The sequence below is a fragment of the Paenibacillus nuruki genome, from assembly GCF_963311185.1.
GTDB classification, from domain to species: domain Bacteria; phylum Bacillota; class Bacilli; order Paenibacillales; family Paenibacillaceae; genus Saccharibacillus; species Saccharibacillus nuruki.
Genome location: NZ_OY725677.1, coordinates 4853854 through 4869320, shown reverse-complemented (window position 1 = coordinate 4869320; position 15467 = coordinate 4853854). Strand labels below are relative to the sequence as shown.

The following is a 15467-nucleotide window of genomic DNA, read 5'->3' as shown; positions in this document are numbered from 1 at the left end:
TTTTTTTGCGACATATATTATATCGCAAAACAGAGCCTTAATTATCATACTACACTTTAGGAAGATGTGCCACTTTTGTCTACAATACTTTTTTATAACTATATTAGTACTAAACACGTTTTGACCTCTTTAAACCACTCTTTGCATAATTATTTTTGCATAAAAAAAGAGAGAGCTCTTGAAGAACCCTCTCTAGTAACAAATTACATTTTAGGAAGTTTTTTATCGTTGATCATGACTTTCGCTAAAATAACTGCTGTATCTGAACGTAACATTTTTGCAGTTGGAGAATAGTTGAAGCCTTTTTTAGAATCTCCATCAATAGCAGAACCATTGATAAAGCCTTTTTTGGCTACAGCTAATACCGCTGCTCTAGCATAGCGATCGACAGATGTAGCATCTTTGAAGATTTTTTGTAGACCTGCATCAATTTTCGTTTGATCTGTATCCATTTTAAGATTGAGTGCTTTGGCAATAATTACTGCTGCATCCTGACGACTGATACTATCTCCAGGACTAAATACTTGCGGCTGAGTACCACGTACAAAGCCTGCACGCGCAGCTGTTTCTATATAACGATAATCGTATAGTGCATTTTCTGCAATATTACTATCGCTACTACTTACATCAATAAAGTGTTTGGTACCTTGATAATCAAATGGCATTTGTTTTGCTTTGACGATAGCACGAGTAAATTCACCACGTGTAATATATTGATCTGCTCCGAAAGAAGTATCTGGATCAATAGCTTTCATAATACCTTTGGCAAATAAAGCTTCCATATAATCTCTTGCATAATCATGTTGAACAATATCTGTATACGAATAACTTAGTTTGGCAACCACATAGTAACCAAAACGGTCAAACGGTACAGTTACAGTATGACTCTTCGCGTTTACAACACCACCAAGATTCTCCCATTGTCCAGTACTGTTACCTAATGAACGATCAAAGAAGAATACAGTGATAGCTTTACCAGCGTCTTCAGCGACATTATCAGAATAAGACAATGTCAATGTTCCACGTTTCGATGGAACCAATTCATTTTGCGGATTACGCTCATAGAAACTTGGAATTTTAGAGTTAGAAGCTTGGTAAGGATTCTGTCCTAATTTAGTAGGATCATAATCTTTTGTCGTAATATCATCAGCTAGACCTGGGTCAATCCAATACACTGGACTACTTTTCACGAAATGATTATTAAACTGACTTACGAAAATTTGTTGTCCTACTTTAAATTTAGCATCCATATTGGTTGGAATAGACTCAAAGTTATAACGATCGATAACTCCATCCTGGCTATTACCAATTCCAAATAGAAGGCTATGCCCGGAGAAGACTTCATTTTTCAATTTGTCATCAGCACTTGTACCAATATCACGACGGATAAGGTTTGTTCCAGATGCAAATTTCAAATTCAAATCACCTTCGAATACTTTAGCAGAAGTTTTCATATCTTGCATAAATTCTGCACCTGGAATATTCGTAGGTACATATTTAACAGTAATATCTGCTTTCACTTGCTCGCCGTTGATTGTAACAATAATCGGAATCTTAGTATCTTTGTTAGGTTTCAAATCTCGAACCGTAACAAGATAAGCATCTGGATACTCCGGATTAGTTGTGCTATTAGGATCTGTAAAGAAAGGAGCTTTAACAGCAGTCTCTTTATTAATTACAACAGAAGTAGCATTTTTAGAGTTAACCACTACATCAACAAAGTTACTGTTTGTCAATTTTTCTGCTTCTAGTGGTCTTACAATTTGATAAGAATCTGTTTGTTTGCTGATTTCCATACGTGCAGAGGAGCTAGGTCCGCCTGTTCCTGTATTGTATACAGTAAAGTTATAAACAATTGGGCTTCCATCTTCTGCAACTGTCTGGTTTCTAATGATAAAAGCAAAGGATTGCTTGCTGTAATCATAGAAAACACTTATTCCACTGTCTTTACCTGATGCGTTAAATGCATCATTGGTAGTTGAAGTAAATTTATCTTCCAATGTCCATGTTCCGACAGTAGTACCATCAGATTTCTGAACTTTTAAAATATAGTTTGATTTTGTAAGCGACTTATCACCAGCAAGTACGCTTTCTACGCTAGACTTATTAGTACCTAAATCTACAAAATCAAATGTTCCATACACATTAAATTGTTTTTGTTTAGTTGTGTACGCTGTTCCATTCATCGTGAAGTCAGCATCTTTAGCCGTTGGAATAGCATCACTACCGCCTGAATATTTGAATGGGAAAACACCTAGTGTAGTATCTACAGGAATAACAGGTACATCTGTAGGTACTAAATTAATTTTAATTGCATTCTCATAAGAGGTTTGATTTGTTTTGAATACAATTTTAACCGTATTCTCTCCTGAAAATAGTGCATTGTATGCTTTAGATACAGCACTGGCAGGAATTTTAAAGTTAGTGTCATTGGGATTGTTACTATCTACAGGAATAAGCGGAATAATTGTATTATTCACATAGAAGAATATAGTTTGTTTATTTGCGCCATCATCTGTATAACGAATATCTGATTGATTCGTTACATTCTGTAATTTACCAGAAAAATCATCTAACGTATTTGTAATGATTCGCACGTCAGAACCAGCAACGTTCTGACTATTTTGAATAACCATACCATCATATGCTTTATTGAAGTTAGCATACGGTCCAAACAGTACATTTACTTTCGCTGATACTTCTGGTGTATCTGCTCCACCTTTAGTTGCTTTAAAAGTTAATGTTTGTGTTCCACTGATTGGAAGTTTGGTAAGTTTGTAGAGCAATCTTTGCGTAGGTACAGTACTTCCACTTACAGGAGAAGAGTCAATTAGTGTATAAGACGCATCACTTGCAGTCGCTGCTTTACCGTTACTGTCTACAATTTTACTAATGCTAAGCGTTGTATTAGCATCTCCATTCACTACCAATACTTCTAAAGCTGTTGGTAAAGAGAAGATATTTGCTCCATCTAATGCTGTTCCGATCATCGCTTTAGCAGAAGCATCACTTGTATTAGCTGTATATCCAGATAAATAGTTTACTTTAGAAATATATGCTGCTGTACTATTGCGTAAAGTTAAACCAAGTCCTTTGCTGGAGTCGCCTTTAGCAAGAACAGATAAGTTAATTCCTTTATCATAGTCAAACGTACGACTATTATCTTGTGGAATCGTATAGGCTAGTGTTACATATGCAGAAGTACTTTCATCTTCAATAACAGTTGGTGTTACTGTACCTGTATATTGACCTGAAGTTACTGTACTTGGTATCGCTGTACCACTAAACGTGTATGAAATATAATCTGTAAAATTGGCAGGACGTGTGTTGTTAGTCAAAGGAACAACGATTTTACCTGTCACTGCAAATTTATTATCCGAAACTGTGAAATCCGGGAATGTCGAAAGATCTGCAGAAGTTAAACTTCCACTTTGAGCATACGTATCATAGAACGTAGTTAGTCCATTATAGAATGTAACTTCACGTGTTGTTTCGAGTACTTGTGTTCCATTGATCGCTTGAATTGTCAAAATATTTTTACCAAGTTTCAATGCTATAGGAGCCACTGTAAATTGATAATTGTTAGAACTTGATACAAGAGAAGTTCTACTGTTACCACCATTTACTAAAACAGTAACTTTGGCTGCATTCGGTGCAGAACCACTAAGAGACATATTTGCTGTTTGCTGTGCATCATTGATTCCGCCTTTGGCAGCTGTTAACACAACAGAAGAATTTTCTTTTAATGCTACTGTATCATTGTCCAATGTAGCATTCAAATTATAGATGGTTGGACCGTCACGGTATTCTACATAAATAGATTCGGCTACTTGTGAAGCAACACCTTGTGTCGCTTTAAAAGTAATACGGTTTAAGCCTGCATATAAAGGAATATCGGAGATTGTTAAGCTTGAACCACCAGAAGTACTAGCATTAATATTTCCAGTTAGTCCTTTATTGGATTTAATCACTGTAACAGCTGTACCATTTTTAGAAATTTGTTCTACATCATAACTAATCGAGTTCGCATTGATATTACTATAGCTACCCGTTACCGTAAGTTTGTCACTATTAGCAATTTTTGGTGTTCCAATATCATACTGCTCATTAGGGAAAATAAAAAAGCTTCCGGTTGCAGCATTAGCTGACTTTGCACCTAAACCTGGGGGTAGACTACTTACAATAAGAACTACCGCCATAAGCATCGATAGTATTTTCTTCAAAATGATGTTCCTCCTTTGATTTCGGTCGCTGCTCCAACTCACTAATGGCGGGCATAACCTGTCTACCCTTTTTATCGGCATCCTACAGGTATATTTTAATAAGTTCAGAGAAAACAATACAAAAAAACCTCTCTTTCTATAGAAAGAGAGGCTTCAATATCGCCGAGATCCTTTGCTAGCAAACGATCTACGACAAATGATTTATTTTATTAATTTTGAAGAAAATACATTATTTAAGGTTTGCTTCCACGAGTTGGATCAGGTTTGATTCGCAAGCGAGCAATCAATCCAAGAAGTGGACGTCTTGTTTTGCCAACTAAACCAATAAGCTCTGCTCCAATTTGAAGGACAAACATCATGACACAAATCACTAGGAATGTTACCCAATTGGCTTCATTAATAGCAGCCGATGATTGAATAATAGCTAGAACACCGAAAAATGCTGCAATTCCATAAATCAATAATACTGTCTGACGATGACTTAATCCGAGTTCGCGTAGACAATGATGCAAATGACCTTTGTCTGGTGCAAAAATCGGCTTCTTATGTACCCAACGACGGATAATCGCGAAGAAGGTATCAGACAATGGTACACCGATAATGATTAGCGGAGTAATAAAAGAAACAACTGCGATTTGTTTAAATCCAAGTAAGGATAACATCGCAAGACTGAATCCGAGGAACAATGATCCCGTATCACCCATAAAAATTTTGGCTGGATGAAAGTTAAAGTAAAGGAATCCAACAATAGCTCCCAAAAGAAGTAGACATAAAAGCGCTACAGGGTAGTTACCCATAATCAATGACATTGTGAAAATACTACCGATCGCAATAGCAGATACACCTGCTGCCAAACCATCCAACCCATCAATCAAGTTGATCGCGTTCGTTACACCTACGATCCAGAAGATCGTTAGTGGGATTGCAATCCAGTTTTCAAGTGAAGAATACGAATCTTGAAAAGGAATATTTACAAAATCCACTTTGATTCCGTATCCGAATACTACTGTACATGCAGCAATAATTTGACCCAACAATTTAACACGAGCTGATAATTCAAAACGGTCATCCAGTACACCGATCAATACAATAATTGAACCCGCTGTAAAAAATGCTTTCATAAAATTAGCGTCGCGTGCAGGTAGATCAAATGGCAAAAACGGAAGGACAGCAACAAAAGCAATCGTAAATGCTAAATAAATCCCCAGTCCGCCAAGCCTTGGCATGATTCTCGTATGCACTTTACGGGCATTAGGAACATCTACGGCTCCGATTCGAATTGCAAACTTTTTGACGAGCGGCGTTAGAACCAGTGCCAATGCCAGCGCCAGAACAAATCCGAGAATAAAAATGATTAACATTTTGCTTTTCGACCCCCAATTTATCTCACGGAGCCAATTATACTCCGTTCGAAATTAAACACCAAACTTCTTTTAAGCACGTTTTAGGCGATATTCATCTAAATTTCATCTATTTAATGAACTTTTACTACGTTTTCCTTGTCCTTTAGCACTTTTAATGCGAATTTCGGAAGCGCAAGCATTCTTTTGTATCGTGTAGGCTCTTTAAGTAAGCGATAAAACCACTCCAAACGCAGTTTTTGGAATAATTTTGGTGCACGTTTGGTTTTGCCAGAGATCACATCAAAGCTTCCACCTACACCCATAATGATCGGAACACCCAATTCTTGCTTGTATGTACCAATCCAAGGTTCTTGCGTATCTGCTCCTCTTGCAACAAAAAGAAGATCAGGTGCAAGGCTACGAATTTCAGCAATAATTTGTGCATCTTGATCTGGGCCAAAAAATCCATCCCGATAACCCACAACTAAAGTATGGGGATATAAACTTTTTAACCGGGTAGCTGTCGCCTGAATCACTTCAGGTGTTGAACCTAGTAAATATACTTTCCAATGAAGCGCCTGTCCTCTATCCATCAAACGATGTAATAGATCGTATCCAGCTACACGTTCAGCAACAGGTTGACCACAAGTAGAAGCTGCCCAGACTAACCCTGCTCCATCAGGAACAAGTAATTCTGCATTTTTCATCACTTGCATATAAGCAGGTTGTTCCAAAGCCGTCATAATCATGATTGGATTCGCTGTAATAATCTGCTGCGGTTTACCCTTTTTGATACTTTGTTCCAGATATTCAACGGTATCGTCCATATTCATTTTGGATACTTGTAACCCGTAAATCGGAACCGTCGGTATGGTATTCCATTCTTTCATTATATATCACCTTTGTGCTAAATAATAATGAGCAATAAAACGAGCAGGGCTAGCAGCATCTTGTTTGAGTAATTCAATAAAAGAAGCTTTGCTGGCACGCCATCCTTCTTGATCATCTAGCAATACTTTCGTTTCTTTTGCCAATTGAAGTGGATCCACCTTTGTACTAGTGCCTGTGGCTTGAATTTGTAAACGATTCAAGAATTGATCGATTTTGGGATCATACGATATGCCAATTAAAGGTACGGATTGAGATGCTGCATAGATAAGACTGTGAAGCCTCATACCTATAATAGCATGACAATGGCTAACTTCCACTAACATTTGTTGTGGATCTGTTACTTGTTCTGCGCTACTTATCATACTTCCATGCTCACGGATATCCCCAATACGATCAATAACATACTGAGAAGCTTGCTCATCTTCTGGCAAATGGAAAGGTAAAAAGCGAAGATGAATCGGTGATTCTTGACTTAATAAGCGCAAACCATCCGCTATTCCATCTAATTCACGACGCTGTTTATCCCAAAAGCGAACCGATATACCCACAACAGGAAGCGAATCCATATTCGCTTCTCCTACATGAGTTAAAGACTTAACTTGGATAGGATTGCGTGTCGTAGGTAACGGTAATCCCATAACAGGATCAGCAACTACTTCAATCTTTGAACGAGAAAGCCCCATTTTTTCTAATAATAAAGCAGATTCCTGATCCCGTACAGAAACATAAGCACTTCGTTTAAAACTATTTTTAATCCATGAGAAGAAGAATTTCTTCTGTACAGGTCCTACACCTTGAGCATAAATAAACACAGGCTTACGTAACCATTGAGCGATACGAACAATACCTAGATAGTAAGGAATAGTCATGATGCCTGTAGAATCTTGAAGTAAACTACCGCCACCACTGATCAGACCATCACTTTCTTTAAGCAATTGACGAATTTCGCGAATCTTCAACCGACCTACAGAGCGTACTCCATACATTTTGGAAGTCCATTCAGGATCACCTGACAATACAATCGGCTCGATTTGAATACCTTGTTGTTTACCCTGATCTTCCAGTGAATTCAAAATGGATTTTAATACGGCTTCGTCTCCACTATTGCGGAACCCATAGTAGCCAGAGATTACGATTTTCGCAGAAGCGGTAGCCATTTTTTCCAACACCTTTCAAGGATTTGCCATGCAATCACAGCAACCAGTCCAAGAATCAAACCAAGTCCCATTCCTAGCAGACCACGAATCAGAGAAATATGAACAGGTGAATGAATATGCGCAAATGTATCAACCATCGATAATTGACCAATACAAGCAATAATCATAATGTAAATCGCATGACGATACTTCGCTGCAATAAATACACCTAAAATAAATAATGGATGAGCCATTAAGAATTCTTTATTACGTGGACGAACACCTAATAAGCTTTCTAGTGCATTACGGAAATGCATTTCAAGCGGTGTTACTGTTCCTGCATTACCGGTACGCGAAAGATAATACATGCCTACAATTCCTACGATACCCAGTACAATAATCCAAGTTAGTGTAATTGGAGTCGTTAGTACTTTGCGAATACCACCTATACCAAAACTTTGTTTGCCACGATAAAAAGCGATATAAACCGCAATTAAAGCGATAGGCGCAAAGTGTAATAAACTTACACCACGGAATTGGTTGATGACCAGTTGATACGTAATATCGTTTAGAAGTCCGATAATAAATAATGCTCCTGTTAATGACCACAGCGATGTACGAATAAACAAGATAACGGCTTGAATCACACGCTGACTTACAGATAATTGATGTCTTGTTTCGTATAAACGATCTACTTTGCGTACAGCATAGATCATCGCGATCGTCGGTGCACTAATAGCCGCTAATAAAGCGATACCTTGTTCTAAAATAAGCGCTTGATGAATTAAGATCATTCCTGCACTTCCAACAAGTCCAAGTACAAATACGATCAAAGTGAAGCGACGTACAAAATAAGAAACCAGCAAAGCAATATACGCAATCGCACCAATCAGTACAATTAATTTGAAATATTTATTGAAAGCAGAATGACTTACATCCATAGCGGAAGCAGGTCCAATTTTGAAACCGTGACTTTCGATATTTTGAATCGCATGCCCTTCGGTTTGTAGACTCTTGATGACATTATCAATCGAGTTAGTCATTTGAGCTTTAGTCGTGTCACGAGATACCGCCAAGTTGATATACATCATCCGAATATTGCGATCTTTGGCTGCTAAAGCAAAACGATCAGCTACTGTATAAGGATCTAGCTTAGAATCGGATTCGCTCAATGAATACAATCGAACCACATTATAATCCATCAGGTACGCTAATTTGCTAAACCCGGTTTGTGGTTTTTTCAAGTTTTCAATAGCTGCTATACCAATTCCATGTTGATTCAACAATGTAGCAAAGTTAGCAATACTTTTCTTCTCGATATCGTCAGTGAAACCTGTAACTGATTCACCATCGAAAAGAATTGTTTTAACACCATATTCAGCAAATTGACTTAACAATCCATTCATACGATTTTGATCATATGGTAATGAATCATTTAAACGGGGTACGATTTGGAAGCCCATGTTGTGAAGCATCCGCATAGTGATTGGATCTGGATCAAGTGGCTTCAGTCCAGCTTCATCCGCAGAAGTCTGAATAACCACACCCGGTAATCCTTTGAAGCTCCAAGGTACAACAGGGATGCCCAATGAATTGTATACACGCTGAAGAACAGGCTCTAGTAATTGTGCATTTTCTTCACTTGTAAACTGGACATATGTAAAATTTTCATTTTGCGGAATAACCTGATTTTGAAGATTAGCCACATCCACAGAATTATACACATTTAGACGTTGCGATTTTTGCAATTCACTTAAATTACTTTGGTATACAGCGACAGAACCTATGCCTGCATCCTTCAGCAATTGAAGCTGTTGCTTGATATAATCCTGGGGATGAGGCTGATACGATGCAATATCGATCAGATTACGATAATTAAAAACAAACTCTACATTTTTGGACGTTGATTCGGTTTTGGTACGATCAAAAGCAATCGGCAATGATGCCACCAAACCAATAATCACTAATATCCATAACCATTTCACAGAAGAATTATTCCAATGCTGCCATTTCTGAACCACTCAAGTACCTCCTTAGTAAGTTCGTTATGTCGCTTTTGGGGAGTCGCCCAAAGAAGAACATAACGAATGGTTCCGCTGTTAAGACTAAGCCTCACAGCGGAACCCTTCATTCATCTGATCTATTATATACTGCCTGGTGTGTCTATCCTACTAAAAATTGATGACAAAACGCCATTTCAACAAAATATTTTTGTTTATCCGTCTACACGTTGCATGACAGCAGCTGTTAATTGTTGAATGCGAGCTGTTGCATCTGCGCCTGAATCACCACGAACCGCAAAGTATACTTTAATTTTGGGCTCTGTTCCAGAAGGACGTAAGCAGAACCATGATCCATCTTCCAATAAGAATTTCAATACGTTTTCTTTAGGAAGGCCATCTAACCCTTTGGAATAATCCAATGCTTCACTCACTTTAACACCAGCGATTTCAGCAGGGCTATCCGTGCGCCATGATTCCATAATGCTTTGAATCTGTGCAACGCCATCTTTTCCTTTAAGCGTACGAGATTCCAAACTTTCTTGGAAGTGGCCAAATTGCTCATACAACTCTTGCAATACATCATATAACGTTTTGCCTTGTTGTTTGTAATAAGCAGCAGCTTCACTGATTAATAGTGCTGCAACTACTGCATCTTTATCACGTGCATAGTTACCTGCTAAATAACCATAACTTTCTTCGTAACCGAACAAATAGGTATGCTCGCCACTTTGTTCAAATTGATTCATTTTTTCACCGATATATTTAAACCCTGTCAATGTGTTAAATACGGTTGCTCCATAATGTTCAGCGATAGCTGCTCCCATTTCACTCGTTACAATCGTTTTGATTACTGCGCCGTTAGAAGGAAGTTTGCCTTGCTCTTGAAGCTGACTCAAATAATAATGAATCATAATCGCACCCGACTGATTACCAGTTAGAACAAAATATTTACCAGCTGGATCTTTAACGACAGCACCCATACGGTCACTATCCGGATCTGTACCGATTAAAATATCTGCGTCTACTTCTTCACCTAGCTTAATAGCTAGTGTAAAAGCTTCACGTTCTTCAGGGTTAGGCGACTTCACTGTTGTAAAGTTACCATCAGGTGCTTCTTGCTCAGATACGATTGAGACGTTAGTAAACCCAAGACGCTCTAGTCCTGCACGTACAGGAAGATTACCTGCTCCATGTAAAGGCGTATAGACAATGTTCAATGCTTTGCCTGCTTCACCTTGTAACAACTCACGATTCACACTAATAGCTGTGACTGCTTGGATAAAGTCTTCATCTTCTTCTTTGCCTAACCATACCAACAATCCTTGTTGTTCCGCTTCTTCACGACTAATACGCTTGATTGCTGCAAAAGAAGAGACTTCACGGATATTGCTAATCACCTGCTCGGCTTCATGAGGAACCAATTGGCCACCGCTGTTGTTATATACTTTATATCCATTATATTCAGGCGGATTATGGCTTGCTGTAATCACAATACCACCCGTAGCTTTGAGGTTACGAACAGCAAAAGACAATTCCGGTGTAGAGCGAAGCGAAGGGAACAATTTCGCTACAATTCCATTTCCAGCAAGTACCAAAGCTGCTTCTAATGAAAATTCAGGTGAAAAGTGACGGGAATCATGAGCGATTACAACAGATGGCTTACCTTCTCCAGTATGAGCAGATACAATATACTCTGCTAAACCTTGAGTAGCTCTACCTACAGTGTAAGAGTTCATACGGTTACTACCTGCACCAATCACTCCACGCAGTCCACCTGTACCGAATTCTAGATCACGGTAAAAGCGATCTTCCAGTTCTTTATCTTGTCCTTGGAGTCCTTGCAATTCCTCTTTGGTTGCTGCATCAATCGATTCGTCATTTAACCATTGATCTAAATTACGTTGAGCTTGTTCACTAAGTGTTGTCATCATATCCATCCCTTCTCCATCTATAAGTTATCAATCATCAAATCATTTCATATTCAGTCGATTACTCTTTATTCGGCTCTGTCAGCGCGAACATAATTTCACCCTCAGCAACAACTTTACCATCCACGGTTGCTCTAGCATGTCCTTTACCGATCGATGCTTTCATACGTGTAATATCCACTTCCAATTGAAGCGTATCACCAGGTACTACTTGTCCACGGAAACGAACACCATCAATTCCTGCAAACATCGCTAGTTTGTTACGATTTGCTTCCATTTGCAAAATAGCTACTGCGCCTACCTGTGCCAATGCTTCAACAATCAATACGCCAGGCATCACAGGATAACCTGGAAAATGCCCTACAAAAAATGGTTCATTGATCGTTACATTTTTAATACCTACAGCACGTTTACCAACTTCCAATTCCAGTATGCGATCTACCAGTAAAAAGGGAGGACGATGCGGTATAATCTCCTGAATTTGTTGTACATCTAACACAACCAAAACCCCTCTCATTTTCAACAGTATAGGTTCACTTTTTCTTTCACCCATTATCGCATCTTCAGATTGCATGCATAACAATGTGAATCCGAATCGTTCACCTGCATTGTCCCATATAATATGTAAGCAATTTTTAGTTATTTTAAGCAGTCCCCATCATTATAACGGTTTCGACAACAAAAATAAAACTCCTGCATATGCAGGAGCCTTTAAAAGTCATGGTGCAAAAACAAGTTGAAAAATATGCGCCCATGTTTCTGGATATAATACATCCGATATATTTTGTTTACCCAAAATAGCATAACCTACCATTAAGCCTGCCATTAAAGCAACAACAAATCCAACAATCACTAATATGACACGTAATGTTTTGACACCAGCCGAAGCAGATGGAGTAGCTGGCTTCTTCTCCGGCTGTTTTCTCTCAGGTGCAGGCTTTCTCACAATTTTTTTATTAGGAGTTGCTTTACCTTGAGCTTTAGCCGCTTCTTGTACGGCTGCACGTCTACTAGCCACGAATACTATTGGTAATGCTCATCATGTTATCACTAGAAGACAATGTACGTGCTGCCAGCTGATATGCACGTTGTACTGTAATCAATTCAGACATTTCTGCACTCAAATCGACATTAGACCCTTCCAAAAAGCCTTGACGAATCTGAGTCGTTGCAGACATCGTGCCTACAACATCATTTAAGTTCGCTCCGGTAGGTAACATGAATAAGTTTCCATCCATTTGCGTAAGCCCTTCTGGATGAATTATACGATCAACTTGAACCGATTGTGGCAGTACTGTAATTTTGCCTGCACCATCCGTAGAACGAACAACACCTTTGTCATCGATCTGGATACTGGTTTTGGCTGGAACTTCCAAAGGAGCAGATACCCCTCTAGCATTTTTCCCCATTAACAAATAGCCTTGATCGGTTGCCATAAATGCTTTGGTCGGGTCTGTGGCTGAAGGTACAAAGTGGAAAGATCCTTCACGTGTCCAACCTTGCTTCCCATCTGCACTCACTGCAAACATACCATCACCTTGAATAGCCAAATCAGTAGGATTATTAGTCGTCTGCATTTCCCCTTGAGCAGTATTCATCGTTACATCACCCATACGAGCACCGAATCCTAGATTGTATCCTGCTCCTGTTACGCGACCTGGTAGAGCAGATGCTGCACCTGGTTGTTGTTTAACCGCAGTAAATACATCTTCAAATGTAGCTTGTTTTCCTTTGTACCCTACTGTATCGGCATTCGCAATGTTATCAGAAACCATACCCAGTTTTTGCTGGATACCGCTCATTGCTACCATTGCACTGATCATCGAATTATTCATTATTCTCCTCCTTTGCTAACCATCTATACTGCTATATTATACACGACCTACGTCATTGACTGTTTTGTCTAAGCTTTTATCGTAAAATTGTACGATCTTCTGATTCGCTTCATATGCACGAAGGGCTGCTGTCAAATCAACCATTGAAGCGGCTGCATCTACTGTAGAACCTTCCAAGTACCCTTGGCGAACTTCTACATTGTCGCCTGCTTGTAATTGTCTTACACCTGCTGTAGCTGGATCTGTTACACGGAACAATCCATCACCTGCACGAGTCATCTGACCCGGTAGATTCACAACAGAAATGCCTAAGCGTCCAACTGTCGCACCATTGATCTTGGTTGTAATATTTCCTCTTGAATCAAAATTATAATCATCAATCGAACCACGAAGTGTAATCGGATTACCGGTTGCCCCTAATACTTGGTTACCGGTTGATGTTAATAATTGTCCTGCTGCATTCAATTGAAAATTACCGTCACGAGTATAGCCTGTTTCTCCGGTCTTACTGGTTGCTGTAAAAAAAGCTTGTGGACGATACGTTACTGTACCATCTTCTGCTACATATTTACCTGAAGCATCGAAAGGAATGTTCTGCTGAGTAGCCGGGTCTGCCAGATTAATCTCTGACACCAAAGCAAAGTCATCCGCTGAATTCGTCTGACGCATATCACCTTGTACATTCATAGAGATACTTTCTTCTGCCAGTACACCGGTATTCAAACGACCGATATTTCGGTTGCTTGATCCTTGATCTCCATTATTTAACGAGATCAACATTTCTGGAAAAGAACGTTCAATACTCTCTACTTGCTTGTATCCAGGGGTATTTACGTTTGCTATATTTTGCGTCACGGTATCATGGCGACGTTGCTGAGTAATCATACCTGAAGCAGCCGTATATAGACCTCTTAGCATTACCGGACACTCCTTTCGTGTTCAATATAGGGGTAATTCTGATTGTTTATATCCAAGTTTCCGTCTCATCATTACATTCTACTACTTATATCGGTTAGACTAGAACTTTTTTTAGAGACTTTGTCCAAATTATTTAACATAATTCCTGTTCCTTTAACAACACAGTGCATTGGATCTTCTGCAACCAGTACGGGAACATGCAATTCTTGAGATAATAATTCTTCTAATCCGTCCAACATTGCTCCGCCGCCTGTCAAAATAACACCACGGTCAATAATATCTGCTGATAATTCTGGAGGAGTCTGTTCAAGAACCGTTTTAGCTGCTGCTACAATCGACAAAATCGTATCGGATAATGCTTCTTGTACTTCACCCGACGAGATCGTAATTGTTTTAGGTAATCCACTAACGATATCGCGACCGCGAATATCCATTTCTCTTTGTAAGCCACCCGGACGTACTGTTGCAATATTAATTTTGATATCTTCTGCTGTACGTTCACCGATCAGCAATTTATATTTATTTTTGATATGTCTCATGACAGATTCATCGAATTTGTCTCCAGCGACTTTCAGTGATGATGAAGTTACGATATCCCCCATTGACAATACAGCGATATCTGTTGTACCTCCACCGATATCAATAACCATATTACCACTTGGTTCGAAAATATTCATACCTGCTCCAATAGCGGCGGCTTTAGGCTCTGCTTCCAAAAATACTTCTTTGGCACCACTACGCTCTGCTGCTTCACGAATCGATTTTTGCTCTACTGAAGTAATATTGGTAGGTGCACAGATCAGAATACGAGGATGACTATACCAGCTACGAGCGCCTACTTTATTAATAAAATGTTTGAGCATCGTTTCTGTCACTTCAAAATCAGCGATCACTCCATCACGAAGTGGACGGATAACGACAATATTTTCAGGTGCACGGCCGATCATACGTCTTGCTTCTTCACCTACAGCAAGTACACGCTTAGTTGTTGTTTCTATAGCGACTACCGAAGGCTCGTCCAAAACGACACCTTTTCCTTTTACATGAATCAAAACATTTGCTGTACCTAAATCAATTCCAATATCCTTGCTGAACATATCAAGAGCCTCCAAAAGTTCGTATTTCCGGTAACAAAGCACCGTCCGTTATTTTATGCTTTTACATCATCTGAGAGCCTATTCACTGGTTAT

General features: G+C 39.1%; 11 protein-coding genes. All 11 read right to left on the bottom strand.

Annotated elements, in window-relative coordinates; translation table 11 throughout:
- Positions 1–203: 203 nt before the first annotated feature.
- Positions 204–4223, bottom strand: a complete 4020-nt coding sequence (locus tag RCP16_RS21610; protein WP_308641301.1) for an S-layer homology domain-containing protein — start codon at positions 4221–4223, stop codon at positions 204–206.
- A 233-nt stretch (positions 4224–4456) separates the two neighbouring features.
- Positions 4457–5584, bottom strand: coding sequence for an MraY family glycosyltransferase (locus tag RCP16_RS21605; protein ID WP_069328661.1), 1128 nt, complete (start codon positions 5582–5584; stop codon positions 4457–4459).
- A 113-nt stretch (positions 5585–5697) separates the two neighbouring features.
- Positions 5698–6456: a WecB/TagA/CpsF family glycosyltransferase gene (locus RCP16_RS21600; RefSeq protein WP_069328662.1), complete on the bottom strand. Its 759-nt coding sequence runs from the start codon at positions 6454–6456 to the stop codon at positions 5698–5700.
- 6 nt (positions 6457–6462) lie between these two features.
- On the bottom strand, positions 6463–7614 hold the full coding sequence (csaB, locus tag RCP16_RS21595) for a polysaccharide pyruvyl transferase CsaB (protein ID WP_308641300.1): 1152 nt from the start codon (positions 7612–7614) through the stop codon (positions 6463–6465).
- Positions 7587–9614 carry a DUF5693 family protein gene (locus tag RCP16_RS21590; protein ID WP_308641299.1) on the bottom strand — a complete coding sequence of 676 codons (2028 nt, stop codon included), beginning with the start codon at positions 9612–9614 and terminating at the stop codon, positions 7587–7589. Before RCP16_RS21590 ends, csaB begins: the two co-directional genes overlap by 28 nt.
- A gap of 194 nt (positions 9615–9808) precedes the next feature.
- On the bottom strand, positions 9809–11524 hold the full coding sequence (locus tag RCP16_RS21585; RefSeq protein ID WP_308642527.1) for a phospho-sugar mutase: 1716 nt from the start codon (positions 11522–11524) through the stop codon (positions 9809–9811).
- Positions 11525–11585: 61 nt separating this feature from the next.
- The gene (gene fabZ, locus RCP16_RS21580) at positions 11586–12023 is read right to left on the bottom strand and encodes a 3-hydroxyacyl-ACP dehydratase FabZ (RefSeq protein WP_069328692.1); all 438 of its coding nucleotides are present in this window, start codon (positions 12021–12023) and stop codon (positions 11586–11588) included.
- 219 nt (positions 12024–12242) lie between these two features.
- Positions 12243–12542, bottom strand: a complete 300-nt coding sequence (locus RCP16_RS21575; RefSeq protein WP_083243576.1) for a DNA-directed RNA polymerase subunit beta — start codon at positions 12540–12542, stop codon at positions 12243–12245.
- On the bottom strand, positions 12535–13359 hold the full coding sequence (locus RCP16_RS21570) for a flagellar hook-basal body protein (RefSeq protein WP_069328665.1): 825 nt from the start codon (positions 13357–13359) through the stop codon (positions 12535–12537). Before RCP16_RS21570 ends, RCP16_RS21575 begins: the two co-directional genes overlap by 8 nt.
- Before the next feature lie 36 nt (positions 13360–13395).
- Entirely contained in the window at positions 13396–14277 is an 882-nt protein-coding gene (locus RCP16_RS21565; protein ID WP_069328666.1) for a flagellar hook-basal body protein, read from the bottom strand.
- A gap of 71 nt (positions 14278–14348) precedes the next feature.
- A complete protein-coding gene (locus RCP16_RS21560; protein ID WP_308641298.1) occupies positions 14349–15374 on the bottom strand; it encodes a rod shape-determining protein in 1026 nt (341 codons plus the stop codon).
- Positions 15375–15467 lie beyond the last annotated feature (93 nt).